The sequence below is a fragment of the Streptomyces sp. NPDC101165 genome (assembly GCF_044768135.1).
GTDB lineage: Bacteria > Actinomycetota > Actinomycetes > Streptomycetales > Streptomycetaceae > Streptomyces.
Map to the genome: position 1 here is coordinate 411,804 of NZ_JBIWPG010000004.1, position 23,753 is coordinate 435,556.

A 23,753-nucleotide genomic window follows, 5' to 3' on the forward strand; every position below is an offset into this window, starting at 1 on the left:
CGGGAGCCGCCTTTCCCACAGGCCCGGACCGGCCTGTTACGCGGCGAGCTTCTGCTTCACCTGCGCCAGCGACGGGTTCGTCAGCGTGGAACCGTCGGCGAAGAGCACAGTCGGGACCGTCTGGTTTCCGCCATTCGCCTTCTCCACGAAAGCGGCGGACGCAGGGTCCTGCTCGATGTTGATCTCGGTGTAGCCGATGCCCTCTCGGTCCAGCTGCTTCTTCAGCCGCTGGCAGTAGCCGCACCAAGTCGTGCTGTACATCGTCACAGTGCCCTGCATATCTCTCGCGCTCCTCAGGCAGCTCGGGGAAGGTCGTCCAGGAGCACAACGTAAGGGACCGGGGGCGGCATTCCCGCCCGGGGTATCCGGCCCCGGCTGTGACACCTGCCGCATTAGTACGACCGCAAGGGCCCGCCTGTGGACAACCGGCACAGCAGTCCCGGACGACCTGGCAGCATTGCCGTGTGACAGCAGCAACGCACTCCACCCTCTTCCCGCGGACACCGGACTCGGCCGACGCGGTGCTCGAAGGGCTCGACCCCGAGCAGCGCGAGGTGGCCACCGCCCTGCACGGCCCGGTGTGCGTCCTGGCCGGAGCGGGCACGGGCAAGACCCGGGCGATCACCCACCGCATCGCCTACGGGGTCCGCGCCGGGATCCTCCAGCCCTCCAGCGTGCTCGCCGTCACCTTCACCAACCGCGCCGCAGGCGAGATGCGCGGCCGCCTCCGCCAGCTCGGCGCCCACGGCGTCCAGGCCCGCACCTTCCACTCCGCCGCGCTGCGCCAGCTCCAGTACTTCTGGCCGAAAGCGATCGGTGGCTCCATGCCCCGGCTCGTCGACCGCAAGATCCAACTCGTCGCCGACGCGGCCGCCGCCTGCAAGCTCCGCCTCGACCGCGGCGAGCTGCGAGACGCCACCGCCGAGATCGAATGGTCCAAGGTCACCCAGACCGTCCCCGCCGACTACCCGTACGCGGCAGCAAAGGCCGGCCGCGAAACCCCACGCGACCCCGCCGAGATCTCCCACCTCTACGCGGCCTACGAAGACCTCAAACGCGACCGCGCGGTCATCGACTTCGAAGACGTCCTGCTGCTCACCGTCGCCATCCTCCAGGACCGACACGACATCGCCGAACAGATCCGCGCCCAGTACCAGCACTTCGTCGTCGACGAATACCAGGACGTCAGCCCCCTCCAGCAGCGACTCCTGGACCTCTGGCTCGGCAAGCGCGACAGCCTGTGCGTCGTCGGCGACGCCAGCCAGACGATCTACTCGTTCACGGGCGCAACACCCGACCACCTCCTCGACTTCCGCGCCCGCCACCCCGGCGCCACCGTCGTCAAGCTTGTCCGCGACTACCGCTCCACCCCCCAGGTCGTCCACCTCGCCAACGGACTGCTCGCCCAGGCCAGCGGCCGCGCCGCAGACAACCGGCTGGAACTCGTCTCCCAACGCGCCTCGGGCCCCGACCCCGTCTACACCGAGTACACCGACGAGCCCGCCGAGGCCGAAGGCGCCGCCCGCCGCATCCGCGAACTCATCGACGCAGGCATCCCCGCCGCCGAGATCGCCATCCTGTTCCGCACCAACTCCCAGTCCGAAACCTACGAACAGGCCCTCGCCGACGCCGGAGTCCCTTACCAGCTCCGCGGCGCCGAACGCTTCTTCGACCGCCCCGAGGTGCGCAAGGCAGGCGTCGCCCTGCGCGGCGCAGCCCGCTTCGGCGGCAACGACTCCCTGCTCGACGACGCCGTCGACCTGCCCTCCCAGGTACGCGCCGTCCTCTCCGGAGAAGGCTGGACCAGCGAACCCCCCGCCGGCTCCGGCGCCGCCAGAGAACGCTGGGAATCACTCGCCGCCCTCGTCAACCTCGCCCACGACTTCGCCGCAGCCCACCCCAAGGCCACCCTCGGCGACTTCGTGGCGGAACTCGACGAGCGGGCGAACGCCCAGCACGCCCCCACCGTCCAGGGCGTCACCCTGGCCTCCCTGCACGCGGCCAAGGGCCTGGAATGGGACGTCGTCTTCCTGGTCGGCATCGCCGAGGGCATGGTGCCGATCACCTACGCCAAGACGGACGAACAGATCGAAGAAGAACGCCGCCTCCTCTACGTCGGCGTGACCCGCGCCAGAGAACGGCTCCACCTCTCCTGGTCCCTGTCCCGCTCACCCGGCGGCCGCCCCAACCGCAGGCCCAGCCACTTCCTCGACGGCCTGCGCCCCGGCTCCACCGCCACCGTCGGCCGCACCGGCACGGGAGCCACCGGAAGCATCGAACGCGGCACCCTCACCGAGATCCCGGCCGTCCCGCGCCGCACCCAGCGCACCCCGGCCCGCTGCCGCGTCTGTGGCCGCACCCTCACCGACGCCGGCGAGATGAAACTGATGCGCTGCGAGGACTGCCCCTCCGACATGGACGAAGGCCTCTACGAGCGGCTGCGCGCCTGGCGCGCCGTCGAGGCCCGGAGCAGCGGCCAGCCCGACTTCTGCGTCTTCACCGACCGGACCCTGATGGCCATCGCCGAGGCACGGCCCGACAGCCCGGCCGAGCTGTCCCGCATCCCCGGCGTCCTCAGCCGCAAGCTACAGCGCTACGGAACCGAAGTTCTGGCCATCTGCGCAGGTCAAGAAGGTGGAGAAGGCGACGAGGACGACTGATACGAACTCGTCGAAAAAATAGTTTGCGCATGCCCCAGCAATCCCCATAGGTTCTAGGCACGGGAACGGCGGCCTTCTCGAAGGCCCTGATCCCGTGTTGTACTTGCATATCCGAACGGACTGGCTCACCCCAGTCCCCAAGACGCCGAGAGGAGGCGAGTCCAGTGATCAGCATCAACACCAGCTCCATCAGCACGGCCAAACTGACCGATCGCTCGACCGTCTCCACGTGCATGCTCGGCGCCTCGAACCAGGGCACCGGTCTGTCCGGCATCCGTGCCGACCGTCCGGCGTCCTCTCTGTCTCTCGCGGGTCTTCCCATCCGTGAGCGCAATGAGCGACCGACCAAGGCACTGGAAGCGGTAGTGGCACGGGCGCATGCCTATGCCTTTGCGGCAGCCGGTGCCGGATTCCGGAAGCAGACGACGCAGCACCACCTGATGTGGGCCTTCCGTGGGCCAGAACCCTGGAGTGATCCAGCCTGATCGCCGATCAGGCCGGCGCCTTCAGGGCCGCGGAACCCCACCCGGGATCCGCGGCCCTTCTGTTTGCCCCGAACGGGGACGACAGAGCGAAGGGGCCTCGGGACAAGGAAAGAACCCGGTACCAAGCCGACACCCGGTCAACCGGCCGGAACGACCAGACGAGGAAGACCAACCGTGCAACTCGAAGCGCACGCCCCGTCCGTACCGCCTTCACAAACGATCCCCCCGCCCGGCCTCACGGAGGACTCCACCTTGACCCCCCTCACTGCGCTCACCGCGCTCGACGACGCCATCGAGAACCTCGGCGTACCCGTCCCCTGCCGCTCCTACGACCCGGAGGTCTTCTTCGCCGAGTCGCCGGCCGACGTCGAGTACGCCAAGTCCCTCTGCCGCACCTGCCCGCTGATCGAGGCCTGCCTCGCCGGCGCCAAGGAGCGGCGTGAGCCCTGGGGCGTCTGGGGTGGCGAGCTGTTCGTCCAGGGCGTTGTCGTCGCCCGCAAGCGGCCCCGTGGCCGCCCGCGCAAGAACCCGGTCACGGCATGAACACCGCAGGAACGATCGATCGCCCCCTCACGCACGACCCCAAGAAGCAGGCCCCGATGAAGCCGTCCACCAGCGAGCCCACCGGCTCCGCGACCCCAGACTTCACGATGAACGGCGCGACCGGCTCGCGTCAGAACAGGACCCGAGAGATGCAACTCATCCCAGAAGCCCTGGCCCGTGCGCATATGCACGAGCGCCTGCACGACGCCGCGCGGGAACGTCAGGCCCTGCGCCTGATGACCGCCCGACGGATGCAGCGCCGGGCGGAACGCGCCTCGCTGCGCGCCCGCCGTGCGCTCGCCATGGCCGTCATGCAGTAACCCAGCACACCTGAAGCGGTGGCCTCCCGGCCCAGGGAGGCGAAGCCTTCCCCGCGGGGGCCGGTCCGACCGAACGGACCGGCCCCCGCGGTGCGTTGTGCACGGCGATCCACCGGCCGGCGAGTTATCGTCGCCAGGTGACGAGTCCTCCCCGAGGAAGTGATCAGGGCGGCTCCACCACGGAGCCACGCCCCCTCGTGTGCGCCCGCTGCGGCACCCCCGCCGGCGGCCCCCAGCCGACCACCTGGACCTGCTCCGTGGAGAACGGCATCCGTCAGTACTTCTGCGACGTCTGCTCCCGGGAGAACCTGCGGGCGATCGAGGGGCGGCTGGACTCGTCCTGGTGGTGAGAACGCTTCTCCGGGGCCCTCCCCCCTCCCCACCCCCTCCCCCTCCCCCTCCCCACCCCTCACCGGCACCGTGGCAGCCCGGCAGCCCCGGTCACGCCTCCGCGGCCGGTTCCTCCTCCATCGGTTCGTCCTCGAGTACGAACCCGGGCAGCCACTCCTCCAGTTCGTCCCGCAGTCGTACCGTGGCGCCCAGTTGGCAGAGCACGCCGATGGTGCTCAGCGTCACCCGGTGTATCAGCAGATAGGCCGGTGGCAGGTTGAGCTGCTTGCCCAGCTGGTAGGCGGGAGAACGGGGGTCGGCGATGCGGGCGGCCTGGCTGCGCATCCATGAGCGGGTGAAGGTGAACGCCTCGACCCGGGCCGGCTCGATGATCGGCAGCAGGTAGTCGAGGACCGCGTCGGGGTCCAGCTCTATGGATTCCTTGACGAACCCCTCCGCGCACAACTGCTCGTAGACGGTTTCCGCCTCGTCGTCCAAAGTCATCCGCAGCGAGATGCCGATCGGTGCCGGCAGGCCGCCCGAGAGCCGGTCGACCGTGCCGAAGTCCAGGACGCCCAGACGCCAGTCGTCGTCGCCGTCCGGGCCGCCGGGCAGCAGACGGAAGTTGCCGGGATGCGGATCGGCGTGCAGCAGGCCGGTGCGGGCCGGTCCGGAGAAGAGGAAGCGGGCCAGGAGCTGGCCGGCGCGGTCGCGCTGCTCCTCGGTGCCGTCCGTGATGATCTCCGACAGCGGGATCCCGTCGATCCACTCCGTGACCAGGATCTGCTCGCACTGGTGCACCACGGCCGGAACCACCACGTCCGGGTCGTCCGCGAACTCCTGCGCGTGGGCGTCCTGGGCCTGGGCCTCCAGCGCGTAGTCCAGTTCCTCGGAGACGCGGTCCCGCATCTCCGCGATCAGCGGCTTGATGTCCATGCCGGGGATGAGCGGACCCAACAGCCGGGCGAAACGGCTCAGTTGACTCAGGTCGGACAGCAGGGCCTCGCCCGCGCCCGGGTACTGCACCTTGACCGCCACCTCACGGCCGTCGCGCCACACCGCCCGGTGCACCTGCCCGATGGAGGCCGCGGCCGCCGGCTTGTCCTCGAACTCCAGGAACAGCTCTCGCCAGTCCTCTCCCAGCCGCTCCTCGAGCACCGCGTGCACCGTGCGGGTCGGCATCGGGGGCGCCGCGTCCTGGAGCTTGGTCAGTGCCGCGCGGTAGGGGCCGGCGACCTCCTCCGGCAGGGCGGACTCGAAGACGGACAGGGCCTGCCCGAACTTCATGGCTCCGCCCTTCAGCTCGCCGAGGACTTTGAACAGCTGCTCCGCGGTGCGCTGTTGCAGCTCCCGGCCGACGATCTCCGCGGACTCGCCCACGATCCGCTTGCCCAGCCCCCAGGTCGCCCGGCCTGCGAAGCCGAGCGGGAGCGCGGCGAGCTTGGCGGTCCGGGTGACCGCCTTCCGGGGAAGATCAGACATGCGCCCTCCAAGTCCCAGTCGGCCGCGCCGCGCCTGCCTCGCGTCATCGCTCCGTCGACGGCCGTTGCACCGCCATTGTCGCGCGCGGCTCCCCGTCGGTTGAGGAGAGCTCCCCATTTCCTCTCTCCGCGGCCCCGCACCCGCATGCCGGGTGCGGCCGCACCGGTCGGGAATGCCAGTTCAGACCGGGCAGGGAGGTCTCCCAGCGGGCCCCCGTGCTGGACGGTGCTGCCCCGTCGAGGAAGGCGAGGGCGTGGGCGGCGGCCAGCCCGGCGACCGTGGTGGCGAGTGCCAGGTCGCAGGCGCCCACGCGGCGGGCCTTTCCGGAGCGCCACTGGGCGACCAGGCGGGGCCAGGCGGGGTCCCGGTCCGTCCGGTCCTGGTGCAGACAGCCGGCGCAGCTGGTCTCGCCGGGCAGGACGAGCGGTCCGACGATCCCGGTGCCTTCCACGACGCCTGCGTACAGGTGGGGTGTTCCCGAGGTCAAGAGGGGTTCGGCTGTGAACGGGTCCGGTGTGTGCACGGCGACGTCGTCCCTGGGGGCGAGGATCACCAGGGAGAGTCCGGGATCCTCCGTGCCGCAGCGGGTGGAGCGGGTGGAGCGGGTGCGGCGTGGTGGGCGGTCGGGGGCGGCGCGGCGGACGGCTGCCCGTGCCGCCTCGGCCCGGCGCTCGCGAAGGGAGTCGGCGGGCAGCCCGCCCGGGGCCACGTCCCACGGTTCCACGCGTCCCACGTCGCGCACGTCGACCTCGCCGACGCCGGCCCCGGACAGTACCGAGGCCAGTACGGCGCCGACCCGCCCCGCGCCTCGTACCTGCACCCGTAGGGAGCGGCGGGTCGCGAGCCGGCCGAGGGCGCCGCCGGGTTCGGGGGTGGTCAGGGAGAGGGAGGCGAGGTCGGGGCGGAGTCGCTCCAGGACGTCCGTCTTCTCGCGCAGGGTGTCCGCGGCGGGTCCGCCGCCGCGCGTGTCGTCGAGCAGGCCGGCCCGGGCCAGCCGGTCGAGGAGTGCGTCGACGTGGCCGTCCTGCAGGTCCATGTGCCGGCCCTCCTCGCGCAGCAGGGGGAGGGCGCGGGTGCCGTTGAGCAGTTCCAGGAAGCTGCCCGTGGCCGTGTCCATCGGTGCCAGTGTCATCGCGTGCGCCGGGGTCATGCCGAACTGCACGGTGTTGAGGTCGCGCCAGCCGCGCCGCAGCGCGGGTTTCACCATCGGATGCATGACAGGTCCCCCGTATCCCGTGAATTGCCCTGAAATATTCCTTGAGTCCATGGGTGTCCATGACATTCGTGGACATCCGTGTTGTCGGTGAAGCCGGTCATGCTCCGTCGACGCCTGCCAGCATGCCGGGTCGGGCTGACGGGAGGCGGGCGTTGTCCACAGGCGGGGGATGATCGTCGTACGAATGGGGTGTACCAGTCGGGCATATCGGTCGTACAAATCAAACGCATGGTGGGGCATCGGCATCGAACCGTTCCGGAGCCGGGACTTCGGTGCTGTCCAGCGGGTAACGTCGGGGCGTGCCCGCCGACCCCCTGCACCGCGCCGGAAAGCCACAGCGCAGCACGACGAGCCAGCCGCCGAGCGGCTCGGGGGCGAGCGCGATCGAGGTTCGCAGGAGTACCCGGCGCCGCCGCACGGTCTCCGCGTACCGCGAGGGCGATCGCACCGTCGTACTGATCCCCGCCCGGATGTCCGAGGCGGAGGAGCAGCGCTGGGTGACCGTCATGCTCGACAAGCTGGCCGCCCAGGAGAGCAAACGGGTGCTGGGCGACGCGGAGCTGACCGAGCGCGCCGAGCGGCTGTCGGACCAGTACTTCGAGGGCCGGGCGCGCCCCGCCTCCGTGCGCTGGGTCACCAACCAGAACACGCGGTGGGGTTCGTGCACCCCGGCCGAGGGCAGCATCCGGCTCTCGCACCGGCTGCAGGGGATGCCGGAGTACGTCGTCGACTACGTGCTGTGCCATGAGCTGGCGCATCTGCTGGTGCCCGGTCACGGGCCTGACTTCTGGCGGCTGCTGGAGTCCTACCCGCGCACCGAGCGGGCTCGCGGTTACCTCGAAGGGGTGGTGGCGGCCGAGCGGCTGCCGCATGTGCCCGGCGCGCGCGGGGAGTGAACGGGCGCCGTAGATCCGCCCCCGGGCGCGGTTGTGTACCGGGTCTGTACCGGCTGCGTCCGATGTCGGGGTTTGCCGTTAGCCTGGCGCGACGCACTCGCATTCGGGATGGGGGACGGTCGTAACGCATGGCCAGGGAATTCCAACGCGGCCACAAGGCCAGGATCAGTGACCTCACGGTGGGCACGGATCTGTACGTAGGCGTGCAGATCTCCGCCCCCGGACTGACCTTCGACATCAGCTGCTTCGGTCTGGACGCCGACGAGCGTCTCTCGGACGACCGGTACTTCGTCTTCTTCAATCAGCCGAAGTCCCCGGAGGAGTCCATCCAGCTGTTGGGTACCCAGTCGGGCGACACGGAGTCGTTCCGGGTCACCCTGGACCGGATCCCCTCCCAGATCCGCAAGCTGTCCTTCACGGCGACCATCGACGGTGCCGGGCAGATGTCGCAGATCAATCCCGGATACGTGCGCATCGTGGCCGGCGGCGAGGAGGTCGCGCGGTACTCCTTCAACGGCTCGGAGTTCTCCACCGAGCGGGCCGTGATGCTCGGCGACTTCTACTTCAAGGACGTGTGGCGGTTCGCCGCGGTCGGTCAGGGCTTCGACGGCGGCCTGGAGGCGCTGCTGAAGAACTTCGGCGGCGACGTGCTGGAGGAGGAGGCGCCCGCCGCCCCGCAGCAGCCGCAGTCCGGCGCCGCCCCCGGCTTCGCCCCGCCCGCGTTCGGCGCCCCGGCCGCACCGGCTCCCGCGCCCGCCCCTGCTCCGGCACCCGCGCCCGCTCCGCAGGGCTTCGCGCCGCCGAGCGCGACTCCGCCCCCGGCCCCGGCCCCGGCCCCGGCGCCCGCACCGAACGTGCACGCTGCGCCGACGATCATCGCCCCCCTGACCCCGCCCGCCGGCGGCACGGTCCATCCGCCGGCCCCGGCGCCCGCGCCCTACGGCCAGCCGCCGCAGCAGCCGTCGTACGGCGGCCAGCCCGGCGCGCCGATGCCCCCGGGCTACGGCCAGCAGCCCTCCTACGGCGGTCAGCCGGGCGCGCCCATGCCGCCTGGCTACGGCCAGCAGCCGCCCTACGGCCAGGTCCCGGGGCAGCAGGCCGCCTCCTACGGAGTGCCGCAGGGCGCTCCCCAGGGCGGTGCCGGTGTCACGGCCGCGCTCCAGGCGTTCAAGGAGACGCCCACCGGGCAGCGCTGGACGCAGCAGAACAAGAAGCTGATCCGTGTCGACCTCGGCATCGGCGGGCAGCCCGTGCTGGCCCGGCAGGGCAGCATGGTGCTCTACCAGGGCAAGGTCGACTTCAGCTACAAGGGCGCCGGGTTCGCCGGGCGGCTCGTGGGCAGCGCGACCGGCCAGGAGATGCAGCTGATGCGCTGCACGGGCAACGGCCAGGTGTTCCTCGCCGAGAACTCCACCCACCTGCACCCCGTCGAGCTGCAGGGCGAAGCGATCTGCGTGTCCGCGGAGAACGTCCTCGCCTTCGACGAGAGCCTCCAGTACGAGGTCCGCCGCATCGAGGGCCACGGCATCCCGGGCGGCGCGCTGTTCACCATGCAGTTCCAGGGCACCGGCACGATCGTAGTCAAGACGCACGGCACGCCCGTCGTGCTGCCCGTGACGCCGACGACCTTCGCCGACTGCAACGCGGTGGTCGCCTGGTCGGCGGCCTCCCAGGTGATCGTCTCCAGCCAGGTCCGGATGCGCCGCAACGCCTACCCGGGCGACACCGGCGAGAGCGTCAACCTGCAGTTCCGGGGCGCCCCCGGCAACTTCATCGTCGTCCAGCCGTACGAGGTCTGAGGGAGCCCGTCATGAACCAGCCGCTCGCGGGCTATGCCCCCGCACCCGTCACCGCCCGTATGGAGAACCACGGCGACCACATGCTGAAGGTCGCCCTGCAGACCGGGAACGACCTCCTCGCGCGCGTGGGGTCGATGGTCGCCTACGAAGGCTTCATCCAGTACGAGCCCAACCCGCCGGCCGTGCGCCAGATCGCCCGCGACTGGATCACCGGCGAGGGCGCGCCGCTGATGAAGTGCTCCGGCGACGGACTGCTCTACCTCGCCGACTACGGCGCCAACGTCGTCGTGATCAACCTCAACGGCGACGGCATCTCCGTCAACGCCACCAACCTGCTCGCCTTCGACGCCCACCTCAACTGGGGCGTGGAGCGCGTCAAGGGGCTCGCCAAGTTCGCCGGGCAGGGCCTGTGGAACACGAGGATCTCCGGGCAGGGCTGGGTCGCGCTGACCTCCCGGGGCAAGCCGATCGTCGTCGACTGCGGCGGCGGTGAGGACGAGACGTACGTCGACCCCGACGCGCTCGTCGCCTGGTCCCCGAACCTGAAGGTGAAGGGCAAGCGCAGCTTCAAGGCCCAGTCACTGATCGGCCGGGGCAGCGGTGAGGCCTACCAGATGGCCTTCTCCGGCCAGGGCATCGTCGTCGTCCAGCCCAGCGAGGACAGCACCGACCGCCTCCGGTTCCGGGGCTGAGGGGGAGCCAGAAACATCATGCAGAGCCCGCTTTTCGCGTACAACGACTCCCAGACACAGGAGCGTTGGAGCCTGCAGAACAAGCAGATGCTCCGGATCACCCTGGAGGGTCACGACGACCTCCTCGCCCGCAAGGGCACCATGGTCGCCTACCAGGGACTCGTCGAGTTCGACGCCGAGTACCGCAGCAACAGCCAGGCACGCGCGCGTGCGTACACCGGCGAGGGCCTGGACCTGATGCGCTGCCACGGGCAGGGCACGGTCTACCTCGCCAACCTCGCCCAGCACGTGCACGTCATGGAGGTCGAGCAGGACGGCCTGACGGTCGACAGCAGCTACGTCCTCGCCATGGACTCCTCGCTGCACCACGAGGCCATCGCCGTCGACAGCCTCTACGGCATCTCCGGGTCCGGGAAGTACCAGCTGAACATCACCGGGCGCGGCAAGGTGGCCCTGATGACCTCGGGCGCGCCGCTGCTGATGCAGGTCACGCCCGACAAGTACGTCAACTGCGACGCCGACGCCATCGTCGCCTGGTCCACCGGGCTGCGGGTGCAGATGCAGGCCCAGACCCACTCCTCGGGAGTGTGGCGGCGGCGTGGGAACACCGGTGAGGGCTGGGAGCTGAGCTTCATGGGCTCCGGATTCGCGCTCGTGCAGCCCAGCGAGCTGCTGCCGCCGCAGAACGCGCAGATCGGCCAGGGCCTCGCCGCACAGTTCGGCATGGGGCAGCAGGGGGCGCGCGGCCAGAACCAGGGCAACGTCTGGAGCTGACCGTCCGGAAGGCAAACGTAAGGGGCGACCGCTATGGCGGCCGCCCCTTACTTGTTCAGAGCCTGGCGCGGGTCGCGTCCAGCAGGCGTACGACCGACTCGTCCGCCACGTCCGCCACCTCGTCGTAGGCGAACCAGCGCACGTCCAGCGACTCGTCGCTGACCACGTGCTCGGCGTCGCTCGGGGCCAGCGCCGCGTACTGCACGTCGAAGTGCCAGTGGCACGGCGGCGGGATCGGATGCCGGTCCAGGCGCACCGGACCGCCGGGCAGCAGCGTCAGCCCCGCGATGCCGGACTCCTCGGACGCCTCACGCAGGGCCGCAGCGGCCAGCGAGGCGTCGCCCGGCTCGCAGTGGCCGCCCATCTGCAGCCACATCCGCAGCTTCCTGTGCAGCGTGAGCAGCACCCGGCCGCGCTCGGGGTCGATCACCAGGGCGCTCGCCGTGACGTGGCCCGCGTGGCAGGCCTTCCACATGCCGTCCGGGTGGGCCGCCAGATGGTCCAGGTAGGCCTGGCGCAGATCTTCCTGGCCCTCGTACCCCTTCAGGACGAGGGCCGCGTCGTCGTGCAGGCTCACTCGGCGTCGTCGCCCTTGTCCTCGTCGTCCTTCTTCAGGTTCGGCTTCTCGCCGGAGCCGCTCGCCGCCTCGCCGAGCATCTTGTCCAGCTCCGAGAAGTCCAGCTGCTCGCGGTGCACGAAGCCGTCCGGGTCGTCCAGGTCGGAGGCCGTCGGCAGCATGTCCGGGTGGGCCCACAGGGCGTCCCGGCCGTCGACTCCGCGCGCGTCCGTGAGCGAGGCCCACAGACGGGAGGCGTCGCGCAGCCGGCGCGGGCGCAGCTCCAGCCCGATCAGCGTGGCGAACGTCTGCTCCGCCGGACCGCCGGTGGCCCGGCGCCGGCGCAGGGTCTCGCGCAGGGCGTCGGCGGACGCCAGACGCGGCTTCGCGGCCGCGTGGACCACCGCGTCCACCCAGCCCTCGACGAGCGCCAGAGCCGTCTCCAGACGGGCCAGGGCCGCCTTCTGCTCGGGCGTGTCCTCCGGCTGGAACATGCCCTGCTGGAGAGCGTCCTGCAGCTGCTCGGGGTTCTGCGGGTCGAACTGGCCGACCACGTCCTCCAGCTTGGCCGTGTCGACCTTGATCCCGCGCGCGTACCCGTCGACCGCGCCGAACAGGTGCGAGCGCAGCCACGGCACGTGCGAGAACAGGCGCTGGTGCGCGGCCTCACGCAGGGCCAGGTAGAGCCGGACCTCCTCCTGCGGCACGCCGAGGTCCTTGCCGAAGGCCTCCACGTTGGCCGGGAGCAGCGCGGCCTTGCCGGCCGGGCTCAGGGGCAGGCCGATGTCCGTCGAACCGACGACCTCGCCCGCGAGCACGCCCACGGCCTGCCCGATCTGCGTGCCGAACATGGCACCGCCCATCGAGCGCATCATGCCGATCAGCGGGCCCGCCATGGCCTGCATCTCCTCCGGCAGGACGTCGCCCATGGCCGCGCCGACCCGCTCGGCGACCGGGTCGACCAGCTCCTGCCACGCGGGCAGGGTCGCCTCGACCCACTCCGCGCGGGACCAGGCCACCGCCGAGGCGGCGCCCGACGGCAGGGACGTCGCGTCGTCCAGCCACAGGTCGGCCAGGCGGACGGCCTCCTCGACCGCGGTGCGCTCGGCGGCGCCGACGCTCGCGTCCTTGACGCCGTCCGGGGTGCCCTGGGAGACCGTCTGGCGGGCGATCTGCTTGGCCATGTCCCAGTTCACCGGGCCGCCCTCGTAGGAGAGCATCTGGCCCAGCTGCTGGAACGCGGCGCCCAGGTCGGTGGGGTTCAGGGAACCGAACATCGCTGCGAGCGGATTGTCGGCGCCGGGGCCGCCAAAGCCTCCGGCTCCGGGCAGGCCGCCGAAACCGAACGGGTTGGCCGGTCCCTGCCCACCACCGCTCTGCTGGTCCTTCTTCTTGCCCTCGTCGCCGTCTTCCGGCTCCTCCGGCGGAAGGCCGAATCCGAATGGGGTGTCACTCACGGGGTTCCTCGGCTGGTAAGGCCACCGGTGATTCTCCGGCGGCGCGGCTGCCCGACATCACCACCCAGCGTAGACACCCGGACCCGATCGGGCCTCGGTGCTTCGTCCACAGAAGGCCTGCGGCAGGATGGATGCACCTGGTACGGCCGCGTCAGTCGCGCCCGTACTGAAGACAACCTCTGGAGACGCCAGGTGAGTTCCCCAGATCCGCAGGTTCGCGCAGCGCGAAACCCCTCAACCCCGCCCGCCGTGCGCGGACCCGTCGTCGCGGTCACCGGCGCCGCCGGCGGGGTGGGAGCCCTGCTCACCGAGCGGCTTGCCGCATCCGAGGAGATCAAACAGGTCATCGCCATCGACGAGCGGCGCGGGGAGTGCGCGGCCGCGCAGTGGCACATCCTCGACGTGCGCGACCCGTCGATCGCCGACAAGCTGCGCGGCGCAGACGTGGTGGTCCATCTGGCGCTCGACCTGGACCTCGGGAGCGACCCGGCCGCCCGCACCGCTTACAACGTCCGGGGGACACAGACCGTGCTGACCGCGGCCGCGGCGGCCGGGGTGCACCGGGTGGTGCTGTGCACGTCCGCGATGGTGTACGGGGCGCTGCCGGACAACGAACTGCCACTGTCGGAGGACGCCGAGCTGCGGGCCACGGCCGAGGCCACCGGGGTCGGGGATCTCCTGGAGATCGAGCGGCTGGCGCGCCGCGCGCCGCGGGCGCATCCGGGGCTGAACGTGACCGTGGTACGGCCCGCCGTGCTGGTCGGGGGCACGGACACCGCGCTGACCAGGTACTTCGAGTCGCCTCGACTGCTGGTCGTCGCCGGATCGCGGCCCGCGTGGCAGTTCTGCCATGTCGAGGATCTGTGCAGCGCTCTGGAGTACGCCGTCCTGGAGAAGGTCGACGGGGAGCTGACGGTCGGCTGTGACGGGTGGCTGGAGCAGGAGGAGGTGGAGGAGCTGAGCGGGATCCGGCGGATGGAGCTGCCGTCGGCGGTCGCGCTCGGCGCGGCGGCTCGGCTGCACCGGATCGGGCTCACACCGTCTCCGGCGGGGGACCTGGCGTACACGATGTACCCCTGGGTGGTCAGTGGGAGCCGGCTGCACGACGCCGGGTGGCGGCCGGGGTGGACCAACGAGGAAGTGCTCGCGGAGCTGCTGGGGGAGGTTTCCGGGCGGCATACGGTCGCAGGGCGTCGGCTGGGGCGGAAGGACGCGACGGCTGCGGGTGCGGCGGGGGCGACGGTGGCTCTGCTGGGCGCTGCCGCCGTGGTTCGGCGGGCTCGGAAGGCCCGGCGGCGGTGAGGCAGGGGGCTCCGCCCCTTGAACCTCGCCAGGGGGCTCCCGCCCCCTGGACCCCGGCCTGTGCCCACCCGGCACCCGACTCGGTGGGCTGACAACCGGCCGTGACCCCGCCCCGGTGGGTTGACGAGCCCCTGTAGAAGGCTCCAAAGCAGCACGCGCGTGTGCCTGGTGAAAGTCGTATTCCTCGTTGTCGGGGGCATGCGGCACGATGGACCCATGGCAGCTACGAACGAGCACCCCGGTGAGCAGGCGGCTCAGGATCCCATCAAGTTGATCGGCATCCGGGAGACCGCGCTGTCCGTGGACGAGGTGTTCCGGGCCGTCGGGGACGACGCCGCCGGCGGTGTCGCGCTGTTCGTGGGGACCGTGCGGAACCACGACGGGGGTGCCGACGTCGACGCGCTCGGATACTCCTGCCATCCCAGCGCCGAGGCCGAGATGCGGCGGATCGCCGAGAAGGTCGTCGCCGAGTACCCGGTGCGCGCGCTGGCCGCCGTCCACCGGGTCGGCGACCTCGGCGTCGGGGACCTCGCCGTCGTCGTGGGCGTGTCGTGCCCGCACCGGGGCGAGGCCTTCGAGGCGTGCCGCAAGCTGATCGACGACCTCAAGCACGAGGTGCCCATCTGGAAGCACCAGAAGTTCTCCGACGGGACCGAGGAGTGGGTCGGCTCCTGCTGACGACAGCCGCATCCGTGTTCACGTTCGGCCCACCACCCCCTCCGGTTGCGTAACCGCACCCCTGCCGTGAGCGTTGTCAGTGCGGATGGTTAATCTGCTGATCAGTCAGTCGCGGACGCTCAAGGGGTTGGGAGGTCGGCATGGCGGCGCTTGCCTGGTTGCTGATTCCGCTTGTGGCTGCGATCGGTGCCGGTCTGTGGGGCAGCTGGGCCAACCGGACTCGGCGGACCCGCAGTGACGGTCCCGAACTGGACGGGTACGCGCGCTTTCGCGAGGCCATGGAGAAGCCCCGCTCGGATGCGCGCGGCGCCTGACGGGGGTGCCCTGACGGTGCGCTGACAGAGGCGTCCCGTACTGTCGTTGCATGCCACGCCGCACCGCGACGATGCTCGCCTCCACCCTGATGCTGATCGCGCTCCTGTGCGCGGGAGTACTCATCCCCGTGCCGTACTCGGAGATGTCCCCGGGGCCGACCGTGAACACGCTCGGGGAGCACGCAGGCGAGCCGGTGCTGCAGATCGAGGGGCACAAGACCTACCCGACGGACGGGCATCTGAACATGACCACCGTCCGGGTCACCAGCGCCGACTTCCGGATGAACCTGGTGGAAGCCGTCTACGGCTGGCTGGCGCACGACACCAAGATCGTGCCGCACGACACGCTCTACCCGGACGGCAAGACGGAGGAGCAGTCCACCCAGGAGAACGCGGAGGAGTTCAGCCAGTCCCAGGAGAGCGCCAAGGTCGCCGCCCTGAAGGAACTGGGCGTCCCGGTGAAGTCCTGGGTGATCGTCTCCACCGTCGTCAAGGGCTCCCCGGCCGAGGGCCGGCTGCACGCCGGTGATGTGATCAAGGCCGTGGACGGTACGGCGGTGCGGCAGCCGGCCGACGTCGCCAAGCTCGTCACCAAGCACAAGCCGGGCCAGGACGTCGTCTTCACCGTGGTCCCGATCAAGGAGCAGGCCGCCGCCGAGAAGGAGCACAAGACGGCGACCAGGACGCAGGACGTGAAGATCACGACGGCGACCTCCGCCGACAGCGGCGTCAAGCGGGCCATCGTCGGGATCTCCGCCGGGACCGACCACACCTTCCCGTTCACCATCGACATCAAGCTCGCCGACGTCGGCGGCCCCAGCGCCGGCCTGATGTTCGCGCTCGGCATCTACGACAAGCTCACCCCGGGCAGCCTCACCGGCGGCAAGTTCGTCGCCGGCACCGGGACCATCGACGACAACGGCACGGTCGGGCCGATCGGCGGCATCGAGATGAAGACCGTCGGCGCGCGCAGCAAGGGCGCCCAGTACTTCCTGACGCCCGCCGAGAACTGCGCGGCCGCCGCCAAGGACACCCCCGGCGGGCTCACCCTGGTCAAGGTCAAGACCATCGGCGACGCCCTCGGCGCCCTGAAGGACATCCGCAGCGGCGACACCGCCGCCCTGCCGAAGTGCACCGCCAAGGGCTGACGAGCGGATTCCCGGTACACGGCTGGGGGCGCCCCTTGTGACAAGGGGCGCCCCCAGCGCCGTACAGGACCTGCGAGAAGAGGACGTCAGTCCGCGAACGTGGCCGACAGGGCGTCCGCCAGACCCGGCACCAGGTCCGGACCCGTCAGCACCTCCGTCGGGGAGTCCTTCTCGCGCAGCCGCAGCGCCGAGTCGCGGCTGCCGTCGCGCAGCACCGCGACCGTCATGCGGACCTCCTGGCGCTCGGGGTGGTCCGCCACCCACTTGGCCAGCCTGGCGTCGCTCAGCCCCTGCGGGACCTGCGCCTCGGCCGACGGAGGCAGCATCAGGCGCTCCACCGTCAGCGCGCAGCCGACCACCGCGTCCGGCCAGGCGATGGTGCCGAGGAACTCGTCGAGCGGCTTGTCCGTCGGGACCTCGTCCTGCTCGATCGGGGTGAGACCGGTGGTCTCGGGCTCGTCCTGCAGGCCGAGCTGGGCGGCGAGCGAGGGTTCCTGAGCCCGCAGCCGTGCGGTGTCTACAAGGGCGAAGAGGCGAGCGGGCTGGTCCCAGCCGAGGCCGGAGGCGTACTCGTCGATCTCGAGTACGGCCCGGGTGAGCGGGCTCGCTGCCATGGGAGTGTTGGACATGGTCACAATCCTGCCTCGTTACCGGCCGGAATCGGGAACCGAGTAAACCGTGAGTAAGTTGCATAGGTGTGGGCCCGCGATCACGGGGGGCCACGGAGGGCCCGCGAACACGAGGGCCTGACGGATCGACAGCGAACTTCGAGGTGCGCACCTTGGCTTTCCAGATGCCGGACCGCGGCGGAGGCCCGACGGGGCCACGGATCAGAGCGGGCCGCCCGTCCCGGCGCGCCCGGACCCTGCTCATGACACTGGGCGTCCTGTCCGTCCTCGGCATGGCGTTCACCATGTTCGCGGGCTTCTGGACGGACTGGCTGTGGTACCGGTCGGTGCACTACTCGTCCGTGTTCACCACCACGCTGTCGACCAAAATCGGGCTGTTCTTCGTCTTCGGTCTGCTGATGGCACTCGCCGTGGGCTTCAACATCTGGCTCGCGCACCGGCTGCGGCCCCCGCTGAGCGCCATGTCCATGGAACAGCAGAGCCTGGACCGCTACCGGATGGGCATCGCGCCGTACAAGACGTGGATGCTGCTCGCCGTCACCTCTCTCGTCGGCCTGATCGCGGGCGCCTCGGCGTCCAGCCAGTGGCGCACCTGGCTGATGTGGGTCAACGGCGTGCCCTTCCACCAGAAGGACCCGCAGTTCCACCTCGACGTCTCCTTCTACGCCTTCGATCTGCCCTGGTACCGGTTCCTGCTCGGCTTCGGATTCGCCACCGCGATCCTCTGCCTGATCGCTGCCGCGCTCACCCACTACCTGTACGGCGGGCTGCGCGTCACCAGCCCGGGCGCGCGCGCCACCGCCGCCGCGACCGGGCATCTGTCGGTGCTCCTCGGCATCTTCGTGGCGCTGAAGGCGGTCGCCTACTGGCTCGACCGGTACGGCCTCGCCGTCAAGTCCAGCGACTTCAAGGCGACCGGCAACTGGACCGGTCTGCGCTACGTCGACGCCAACGCCTATCTGCCGGCCAAGACGATCCTGTTCTGCATCGCCGTCATCTGCGCGCTGCTGTTCTTCGCCACCCTGTGGCGGCGCACCTGGCAGCTGCCCGTCATCGGCTTCGGCCTGATGGTGCTCTCCGCGATCCTGATCGGCGGCCTGTACCCGGCCATCGTGCAGAAGTTCCAGGTCCAGCCCAACGAGCAGGCCAAGGAAGCCCCGTACGTCCAGAAGAACCTCAAGGCGACCCGTGAGGCGTACGGCATCGACGACGCCAAGGTCAGCGAGTACCCGGGCAAGTCCGGCACCGCGGACAAGACCAAGCTGCGCGACCAGGTCGACGACACGGCCAGCATCCGCATCATGGACCCGAACGTCGTCTCGCCGACGTTCCAGCAGCTGCAGCAGATCTGGAACTACTACGGGTTCCCGACCAACCTCGACGTCGACCGGTACGCCAAGGACGGCAAGGACCAGGACACCGTCATCGGTCTGCGCGAGCTGAACCTCGACGGCATCCCGAAGAACAACTGGATCAACGACCACTTCCGCTACACGCACGGCTACGGCGTGGTCGCCGCCAAGGGCACCGAGGCCGACTCCGGGGGCCGGCCGGTCTTCACGGAGAAGAACCTGCCCTCCGAGGGCGACCTGGGGACGTACGAGCAGCGGATCTACTACGGCGAGAAGACCTCCGCGTACTCGATCGTCGGCGGTCCCCAGAAGGAGATCGACTACTCCGACGACCAGGGTGCGAAGACCACCAGCTACACCGGCAAGAGCGGGGTCAACCTCGACAACCCGATCAACCGGGCCGCATACGCGGTGGCGTTCAACGAGCCGCAGATCCTCTACTCCGGCGCGATCGGCAAGGGTTCGCGGATCCTGTACAACCGCACGCCCAAGGACCGCGTCGAGGCCGTCGCCCCCTGGCTGACCATCGACGGCGACGCCTACCCGGCCGTGGTGAACCACCGCATCCAGTGGATCGTGGACGCGTACACGACCACGAACGGATACCCGTACGCCTCCCGTACGACCCTCGGTGACACGACGGCCGACTCGCTGACCGCGAACAACAACTCCCGTGCGGTGGTGGCCCAGCAGAACCAGGTCAACTACATCCGCAACTCGGTGAAGGCGACCGTCGACGCGTACACCGGCCAGGTCACGCTCTACCAGTGGGACACCGAGGACCCGGTGCTGAAGACCTGGATGAAGGCCTTCCCCGGCACGGTGAAGTCCCGCGCGGACATCTCCCCGGACCTGATGGCCCATCTCCGCTACCCGCAGGACCTGTTCAAGGTCCAGCGCGAGCTGCTCACCCGCTACCACGTGACGGACGCGCAGACCTTCCTGAGCGGCAGCGAGGTGTGGGAGGTCCCGGACGACCCGACCAACGACTCCGGCAGTGCGGTACCGCCGTACTACCTGAGCATGAAGATGCCGGACCAGGCGGCGCAGGCGTTCTCGCTGACGACGACGTTCACGCCGAACGGGCGGGACAACCTCAGCGCGTTCATGTCCGTCGACTCCGATCCGCGGACCAGTGACTACGGCAAGATCAGAGTTTTGAAACTGCCGACGAGCACGACCGTCGACGGACCCAAGCAGGTTCAGAGCCAGTTCAACTCCCAGGCGGACATCGCCGAGACGATCAGCCTCCTGAGCAGAGGCCACTCGAAGGTCGAGTACGGCAATCTGCTGACCGTGCCGCTGGACGGGGGCCTGCTGTACGCGGAGCCCGTCTACGTACGCGGCGGTGAACTCAAGTACCCCTTGCTGCGCAAGGTGTTGGTCACCTACGAGGGCAAGACCGCCTTCGAGGACACCCTGGACGAGGCGCTCAACAAGGTGTTCGGAGTGCAGGGGACGACCACGCCGCCCGATACCGGCACCACCAACCCGCCCGGCGCCGGCAACCCGACGGTGAAGCAGGCGCTGGAAGACGCGCAGAAGGCCTTCGCCGCCGGGCAGCAGGCACTGAAGGAGGGGCCGGACTGGGACGCGTACGCCAAGGCACAGAAGGACCTGCAGGACGCGCTGCAGCGGGCCGAGGACGCACAGTCCAAGGCTGACAAGACGGCTGACAAGACAACCGACAAGACGGCCGACAAGAGCAAGAGTTGATCAAGGCCACTCTGTGCCGTGGTACTGTTACCAGGCAACGGCGCGGGGTGGAGCAGCTCGGTAGCTCGCTGGGCTCATAACCCAGAGGTCGCAGGTTCAAATCCTGTCCCCGCTACTGAAGTCGAAGGCCCGGATCCTGAGGGATCCGGGCCTTCGTGGTGTGCGAACTCATGTACAGACGGGGAAGGACGGCCGCGCCGCCGTGGGGAGTTGGGCGACCTGTGTTTGACTTATCTCTCTGTGGGCATGTCGACAAAACGCTGAAGTGACCTCACGGGCTGCGGTATACCGGGTGTACCCAGGTTGCAGGTGGTGCGACGATGGACGTTATGGGGGACAAGGCAACTCTGTTCGAGACAGGGCGATTTGTGCAGCCTTCGAGTGAGGAGCCGACGCGGGACGAGATGGGCGACATGGGGGAGGCCGCCGAGGAGGTACACCTCCGGCTCGCCGCGGAGACCGGCGACACCGAGGCGATGAGCGTCCTCGGTGCCATGCTGCTGCGCCGCGGTGATCTCGACGGAGCCGAGCCCCAGCTGCGTGCCGCCACCGCGGCCGGGGACCGGGCCGCCGCCAACAACCTGGGTGTTCTCCTGCACCAGCGCGGCTACCCCGAGGAGGCCGCCGGCTGGTGGCGGATCGCCGCCGTCGCCGGTTCGGCCGCCGCCGCGCACGCGCTCGGCCGGCACCACCGTGAGCGCGGGGACGAGCCCGCCGCCGAGTACTGGCTGCGCCAGTCCGCCGAGCAGGGCCACGTGCTGGGCGCGTACGCGCTCGCCGACCTGCTGGAGCACCGCGCGGACGCCGGTTCCGAGCAGTGGATGCGGGCCGCCGCCGATCGCGGGCACCGTGAGGCCGCCTACCGGCTCGCACGTGCGCTCGACCGCAGGGCCACGCACGAGGACGAGAGCGGGCCTGACAACGCTGTCGAGGAGATCGAGCAGTGGTACCGGCAGGCCGCCGCGCGCGGCCACCGGCGGGCCGCGCTGCACCTCGGCGCGATCCTGGAGAAGCGCGGCGAGCTGAAGGAGGCCGGGCGCTGGTACCTGACCTCCGCCAAGGACGGGGAAGCGCGCGCCGCCTGCGCGCTCGGGTTCCTGCTGCGGGACGCCGGGGACACCGAGAGCGCGGCCGTGTGGTGGCTCAGGGCCGCGCAGGACGGCGACGGCAACGCGGCCAACGCGCTGGGCGCGCTGCACGCCGAGCGCGGGGAGACACAGACCGCCGAGCGCTGGTACCGGGCCGCGCTGGACGCCGGGGACGACAACGGGGCGTACAACCTCGGGCTGCTCTGCGCCGAGCAGGGGCGGACCGCGCAGGCCGAGCAGTGGTACCGGCGGGCCGCCTACGCCGGGCACCGGGAGGCGGCGAACGCGCTGGCCATCCTGCTGCTCCAGGGCGGCGACACGAGCGGGGCGGAGCCCTGGTTCTCCAAGGCTGCCGAGGCCGGGAGCGTGGACGCCGCGTTCAACCTGGGGATCCTGCACGCCGGGCGGGGCGAGGATCAGTTCGCCCTGCGCTGGTACGAGCGGGCGGCCGCCGCCGGGCACACCGAGGCCGCGCTGCAGGTCGGGATCGCACGGCTGCGCGAGGGCGACGAGCCGGAGGCCGAGCGGCATCTGCGGTGCGCGGCCGGCGGCGGCAGCGCCGAGGCGGCGTACCGGCTGGCCACCGTGCTGGACGCGCGGCGGCCGCCGGAGCCCGCGCACGAGCTGGGCGAGATCGTGCACGAGAAGACCGAGTGCGAGGAGTGGTACGAGCGGGCGGCCTCCCAGGGGCACCGGCGGGCGCAGGTGCGCGTGGGCATGCTCGCGGCGGCCCGGGGTGACGTGGTCGAGGCGGCGCGGTGGTACCGGGCGGCGGCGGAGGCCGGGTCGCGCAACGGGGCGTTCAACCTGGGGCTCCTGCTGGCCCGGGAGGGCAGCGAGCCGGAGGCGGCCGTGTGGTGGACGCGGGCCGCTGACGCGGGGCACGGGCGGGCGGCTCTCCGGCTGGCCCTCGTCTACGCGCGTCGCGGGGAGCTGGCCGAGGGGCAGAAGTGGGCCGACCGGGCGGTGGCGCTCGGGCCCGCGGAGGTCACCGAACGGGCGGGGCGGTTGCGGGACGCGCTGCGTGAGGAGCTTTCTGCGTGACCCCGGCCACTCGCCCCCAATCGATTTGCTTCAGCGGGCTGCCCTCACGTAATGTCGTGTTCACCGACGCGGGGTGGAGCAGCTCGGTAGCTCGCTGGGCTCATAACCCAGAGGTCGCAGGTTCAAATCCTGTCCCCGCTACTGAAGGCCTAGGGCCGGAATCCAGAGATGGATTCCGGCCCTAGGCGTGTTCATGGATGCCTGCGCATCGGCCCGTGTTCACGATCGAGTGCTCATGACCAAGAACATGTTCATGAGCAAGAAAAAGGGGGGCTTGCGCCCCCCTCGTGTCACGCGTCCGCGCAGTTCGGGCACAGCCCCCGGTACGTCACCTCGACGTCCGACACCGTGAAGCCGAAGCGCTCCGTGTCGGGGAGGTCGGCGAGCGGGTTGCCCGTGGGGTGCACGTCACGGATCGCGCCGCACCGGGCGCAGACCAGGTGGTGGTGCGGCCGGTGGGCGTTCGGGTCGTACCGCTTGGCGCGCTTGTCGGTGGTGACCTCGAGGACCTCGCCGAGGGAGACCAGCTCACCCAGCGTGTTGTAGACGGTCGCCCGGGAGATCTCCGGCAGCTTCCCGACGGCCCGCGCGTGAACCTCGTCGGCGGTCAGATGGACATGGTCGCCGTCGAGAACCTCGGCCACGACGCGGCGCTGCGCGGTCATCCGCCATCCGCGTCCGCGCAGCCGTTCCAGAAGGTCGCTCATGCAGACCAGTGTAACGGAATCGAGACCAGGTTCCGAATAGGTGTGACTTTGGAATGTTGATGGACTTGGACTAAGTCCAATGTCGGGGTCTCATACGGGCACCTGCTGCCGTGCCGGCGCCCAGCAGCGGATGATGTCGCGGACCGAGACGATGCCGGCGGGCTCGCCGCGGTCGAGGACGACCAGATGCCGGAAGCCGCCGTGCGCCATGGCGCTGGCCGCCTCCTCCAGGGTCCAGGTCGGGGCCGCGAAGACGACGTCGGTGGTGGTGTGGGCGTGGATGAGCTCCGCGTCCGGGCTCTGGCCGAGACCCACGGAGTTGAGGATGTCGCGCTCGGTGATGATGCCGATGCCGCCGGCGTCGGGGTCGAGGATCACGGCGGCGCCGACGCGACGGGCGGACATCAGGGCAGCCGCCTGGCGGAGGGTGTGGTTGGGGCCGAGGGTGAGGACCATGGTGCTCATGGCGTCACGGACGAGCATGGGATGGGCCACCTCCTATGGGAATCCCCGGACCCGCGGCTCCGGCCGTTAGTTCAGGGATTCACAAGTTCACAAGTGGGGG

The 23,753-nt window shown here is 70.4% G+C and carries 23 protein-coding genes and 2 tRNA genes; 17 read left to right on the forward strand and 8 right to left on the reverse strand.

All coding sequences use genetic code 11. The features are described from left to right. Positions 1 to 36: 36 nt before the first annotated feature. Positions 37 to 279, reverse strand: coding sequence for a mycoredoxin (locus tag ACIRVH_RS10955; protein ID WP_403950750.1), 243 nt, complete (start codon positions 277 to 279; stop codon positions 37 to 39). A gap of 98 nt (positions 280 to 377) precedes the next feature. On the opposite strand from ACIRVH_RS10955, the gene ACIRVH_RS10960 reads away from it, so the two are divergent. From ACIRVH_RS10960 to ACIRVH_RS10980, 5 genes are all read left to right on the forward strand, one after another. Next, a complete protein-coding gene (locus tag ACIRVH_RS10960; RefSeq protein ID WP_403950753.1) occupies positions 378 to 2,660 on the forward strand; it encodes an ATP-dependent DNA helicase UvrD2 in 2,283 nt (760 codons plus the stop codon). A gap of 164 nt (positions 2,661 to 2,824) precedes the next feature. Then, a complete protein-coding gene (locus ACIRVH_RS10965; protein WP_403950756.1) occupies positions 2,825 to 3,145 on the forward strand; it encodes a hypothetical protein in 321 nt (106 codons plus the stop codon). A 174-nt stretch (positions 3,146 to 3,319) separates the two neighbouring features. Beyond that, on the forward strand, positions 3,320 to 3,688 hold the full coding sequence (locus ACIRVH_RS10970; protein WP_023546912.1) for a WhiB family transcriptional regulator: 369 nt from the start codon (positions 3,320 to 3,322) through the stop codon (positions 3,686 to 3,688). After that, positions 3,685 to 4,008, forward strand: coding sequence for a hypothetical protein (locus ACIRVH_RS10975; RefSeq protein ID WP_403950759.1), 324 nt, complete (start codon positions 3,685 to 3,687; stop codon positions 4,006 to 4,008). Before ACIRVH_RS10970 ends, ACIRVH_RS10975 begins: the two co-directional genes overlap by 4 nt. A gap of 137 nt (positions 4,009 to 4,145) precedes the next feature. Next, a complete protein-coding gene (locus ACIRVH_RS10980) occupies positions 4,146 to 4,358 on the forward strand; it encodes a hypothetical protein (RefSeq protein ID WP_403950762.1) in 213 nt (70 codons plus the stop codon). Between the two features lie 91 nt (positions 4,359 to 4,449). Here the strand turns inward: ACIRVH_RS10980 and ACIRVH_RS10985 are convergent, their stop codons facing one another. After that, complete coding sequence (locus ACIRVH_RS10985) at positions 4,450 to 5,820, reverse strand: ABC1 kinase family protein (RefSeq protein ID WP_403950764.1); 1,371 nt, start codon at positions 5,818 to 5,820, stop codon at positions 4,450 to 4,452. 43 nt (positions 5,821 to 5,863) lie between these two features. Continuing rightward, positions 5,864 to 7,036, reverse strand: a complete 1,173-nt coding sequence (locus tag ACIRVH_RS10990; protein WP_403950767.1) for a TOMM precursor leader peptide-binding protein — start codon at positions 7,034 to 7,036, stop codon at positions 5,864 to 5,866. 299 nt (positions 7,037 to 7,335) lie between these two features. On the opposite strand from ACIRVH_RS10990, the gene ACIRVH_RS10995 reads away from it, so the two are divergent. The 4 genes from ACIRVH_RS10995 (at position 7,336) to ACIRVH_RS11010 (ending at position 11,197) form a co-directional block, all read left to right on the forward strand. Then, a complete protein-coding gene (locus tag ACIRVH_RS10995; protein WP_403950770.1) occupies positions 7,336 to 7,932 on the forward strand; it encodes a M48 family metallopeptidase in 597 nt (198 codons plus the stop codon). 128 nt (positions 7,933 to 8,060) lie between these two features. Beyond that, on the forward strand, positions 8,061 to 9,731 hold the full coding sequence (locus ACIRVH_RS11000; RefSeq protein WP_403950772.1) for a TerD family protein: 1,671 nt from the start codon (positions 8,061 to 8,063) through the stop codon (positions 9,729 to 9,731). A gap of 11 nt (positions 9,732 to 9,742) precedes the next feature. Beyond that, the gene (locus ACIRVH_RS11005) at positions 9,743 to 10,423 is read left to right on the forward strand and encodes an AIM24 family protein (RefSeq protein ID WP_403950775.1); all 681 of its coding nucleotides are present in this window, start codon (positions 9,743 to 9,745) and stop codon (positions 10,421 to 10,423) included. Positions 10,424 to 10,441: 18 nt separating this feature from the next. After that, a complete protein-coding gene (locus ACIRVH_RS11010) occupies positions 10,442 to 11,197 on the forward strand; it encodes an AIM24 family protein (protein WP_403950777.1) in 756 nt (251 codons plus the stop codon). Between the two features lie 55 nt (positions 11,198 to 11,252). Here the strand turns inward: ACIRVH_RS11010 and ACIRVH_RS11015 are convergent, their stop codons facing one another. Then, positions 11,253 to 11,774, reverse strand: coding sequence for an NUDIX hydrolase (locus ACIRVH_RS11015; protein WP_403950778.1), 522 nt, complete (start codon positions 11,772 to 11,774; stop codon positions 11,253 to 11,255). Further along, on the reverse strand, positions 11,771 to 13,210 hold the full coding sequence (locus tag ACIRVH_RS11020; RefSeq protein ID WP_403950781.1) for a zinc-dependent metalloprotease: 1,440 nt from the start codon (positions 13,208 to 13,210) through the stop codon (positions 11,771 to 11,773). Before ACIRVH_RS11020 ends, ACIRVH_RS11015 begins: the two co-directional genes overlap by 4 nt. Positions 13,211 to 13,402: 192 nt before the next feature. Here ACIRVH_RS11020 and ACIRVH_RS11025 point away from each other — a divergent pair, with 192 nt between their 5' ends. The 4 genes from ACIRVH_RS11025 to ACIRVH_RS11040 all read left to right on the forward strand — a co-directional run bounded on the left by ACIRVH_RS11025 (position 13,403) and on the right by ACIRVH_RS11040 (position 16,652). After that, the gene (locus ACIRVH_RS11025; RefSeq protein WP_403950783.1) at positions 13,403 to 14,512 is read left to right on the forward strand and encodes an SDR family oxidoreductase; all 1,110 of its coding nucleotides are present in this window, start codon (positions 13,403 to 13,405) and stop codon (positions 14,510 to 14,512) included. A gap of 216 nt (positions 14,513 to 14,728) precedes the next feature. Beyond that, complete coding sequence (locus ACIRVH_RS11030; RefSeq protein ID WP_403950785.1) at positions 14,729 to 15,190, forward strand: molybdenum cofactor biosynthesis protein MoaE; 462 nt, start codon at positions 14,729 to 14,731, stop codon at positions 15,188 to 15,190. Between the two features lie 140 nt (positions 15,191 to 15,330). Then, positions 15,331 to 15,504, forward strand: a complete 174-nt coding sequence (locus ACIRVH_RS11035; protein WP_403950787.1) for a hypothetical protein — start codon at positions 15,331 to 15,333, stop codon at positions 15,502 to 15,504. A gap of 50 nt (positions 15,505 to 15,554) precedes the next feature. Continuing rightward, complete coding sequence (locus ACIRVH_RS11040) at positions 15,555 to 16,652, forward strand: PDZ domain-containing protein (protein WP_403950790.1); 1,098 nt, start codon at positions 15,555 to 15,557, stop codon at positions 16,650 to 16,652. 86 nt (positions 16,653 to 16,738) lie between these two features. Here the strand turns inward: ACIRVH_RS11040 and ACIRVH_RS11045 are convergent, their stop codons facing one another. After that, on the reverse strand, positions 16,739 to 17,281 hold the full coding sequence (locus tag ACIRVH_RS11045) for a PPA1309 family protein (RefSeq protein ID WP_403950793.1): 543 nt from the start codon (positions 17,279 to 17,281) through the stop codon (positions 16,739 to 16,741). Positions 17,282 to 17,445: 164 nt separating this feature from the next. Between ACIRVH_RS11045 and ACIRVH_RS11050 the strand changes: the two genes are divergently transcribed. The 4 genes from ACIRVH_RS11050 (at position 17,446) to ACIRVH_RS11065 (ending at position 22,622) form a co-directional block, all read left to right on the forward strand. Further along, positions 17,446 to 20,349, forward strand: a complete 2,904-nt coding sequence (locus ACIRVH_RS11050) for a UPF0182 family protein (protein WP_403950993.1) — start codon at positions 17,446 to 17,448, stop codon at positions 20,347 to 20,349. A gap of 41 nt (positions 20,350 to 20,390) precedes the next feature. Continuing rightward, a tRNA-Met gene (locus tag ACIRVH_RS11055) sits at positions 20,391 to 20,464 on the forward strand. Positions 20,465 to 20,669: 205 nt separating this feature from the next. Next, a complete protein-coding gene (locus ACIRVH_RS11060; RefSeq protein ID WP_403950795.1) occupies positions 20,670 to 22,481 on the forward strand; it encodes a tetratricopeptide repeat protein in 1,812 nt (603 codons plus the stop codon). A 67-nt stretch (positions 22,482 to 22,548) separates the two neighbouring features. Then, a tRNA-Met gene (locus ACIRVH_RS11065) sits at positions 22,549 to 22,622 on the forward strand. Positions 22,623 to 22,771: 149 nt separating this feature from the next. On the opposite strand, the gene ACIRVH_RS11070 is transcribed toward ACIRVH_RS11065, so the two are convergent. Both ACIRVH_RS11070 and ACIRVH_RS11075 read right to left on the reverse strand, forming a co-directional pair. Next, entirely contained in the window at positions 22,772 to 23,188 is a 417-nt protein-coding gene (locus ACIRVH_RS11070) for a Fur family transcriptional regulator (RefSeq protein WP_403950798.1), read from the reverse strand. A 90-nt stretch (positions 23,189 to 23,278) separates the two neighbouring features. Then, on the reverse strand, positions 23,279 to 23,671 hold the full coding sequence (locus ACIRVH_RS11075) for a cyclic nucleotide-binding/CBS domain-containing protein (protein WP_403950800.1): 393 nt from the start codon (positions 23,669 to 23,671) through the stop codon (positions 23,279 to 23,281). Between the last annotated feature and the right edge of the window lie 82 nt (positions 23,672 to 23,753).

What these genes read in the sequence shown, in the direction of transcription:
- ACIRVH_RS10955 (WP_403950750.1), bottom strand. Translation starts at nt 279, where the DNA reads ATGCAGGGCACTGTGACGATGTACAGCACGACTTGGTGCGGCTACTGC.
- ACIRVH_RS10975 (WP_403950759.1), top strand. Translation starts at nt 3,685, where the DNA reads ATGAACACCGCAGGAACGATCGATCGCCCCCTCACGCACGACCCCAAG.
- ACIRVH_RS10985 (WP_403950764.1), bottom strand. Translation starts at nt 5,820, where the DNA reads ATGTCTGATCTTCCCCGGAAGGCGGTCACCCGGACCGCCAAGCTCGCC.
- ACIRVH_RS10990 (WP_403950767.1), bottom strand. Translation starts at nt 7,036, where the DNA reads ATGCATCCGATGGTGAAACCCGCGCTGCGGCGCGGCTGGCGCGACCTC.
- ACIRVH_RS11000 (WP_403950772.1), top strand. Translation starts at nt 8,061, where the DNA reads ATGGCCAGGGAATTCCAACGCGGCCACAAGGCCAGGATCAGTGACCTC.
- ACIRVH_RS11005 (WP_403950775.1), top strand. Translation starts at nt 9,743, where the DNA reads ATGAACCAGCCGCTCGCGGGCTATGCCCCCGCACCCGTCACCGCCCGT.
- ACIRVH_RS11010 (WP_403950777.1), top strand. Translation starts at nt 10,442, where the DNA reads ATGCAGAGCCCGCTTTTCGCGTACAACGACTCCCAGACACAGGAGCGT.
- ACIRVH_RS11030 (WP_403950785.1), top strand. Translation starts at nt 14,729, where the DNA reads ATGGCAGCTACGAACGAGCACCCCGGTGAGCAGGCGGCTCAGGATCCC.
- ACIRVH_RS11035 (WP_403950787.1), top strand. Translation starts at nt 15,331, where the DNA reads ATGGCGGCGCTTGCCTGGTTGCTGATTCCGCTTGTGGCTGCGATCGGT.
- ACIRVH_RS11040 (WP_403950790.1), top strand. Translation starts at nt 15,555, where the DNA reads ATGCCACGCCGCACCGCGACGATGCTCGCCTCCACCCTGATGCTGATC.
- ACIRVH_RS11045 (WP_403950793.1), bottom strand. Translation starts at nt 17,281, where the DNA reads ATGTCCAACACTCCCATGGCAGCGAGCCCGCTCACCCGGGCCGTACTC.
- ACIRVH_RS11050 (WP_403950993.1), top strand. Translation starts at nt 17,446, where the DNA reads ATGCCGGACCGCGGCGGAGGCCCGACGGGGCCACGGATCAGAGCGGGC.
- ACIRVH_RS11060 (WP_403950795.1), top strand. Translation starts at nt 20,670, where the DNA reads ATGGACGTTATGGGGGACAAGGCAACTCTGTTCGAGACAGGGCGATTT.
- ACIRVH_RS11070 (WP_403950798.1), bottom strand. Translation starts at nt 23,188, where the DNA reads ATGAGCGACCTTCTGGAACGGCTGCGCGGACGCGGATGGCGGATGACC.
- ACIRVH_RS11075 (WP_403950800.1), bottom strand. Translation starts at nt 23,671, where the DNA reads ATGCTCGTCCGTGACGCCATGAGCACCATGGTCCTCACCCTCGGCCCC.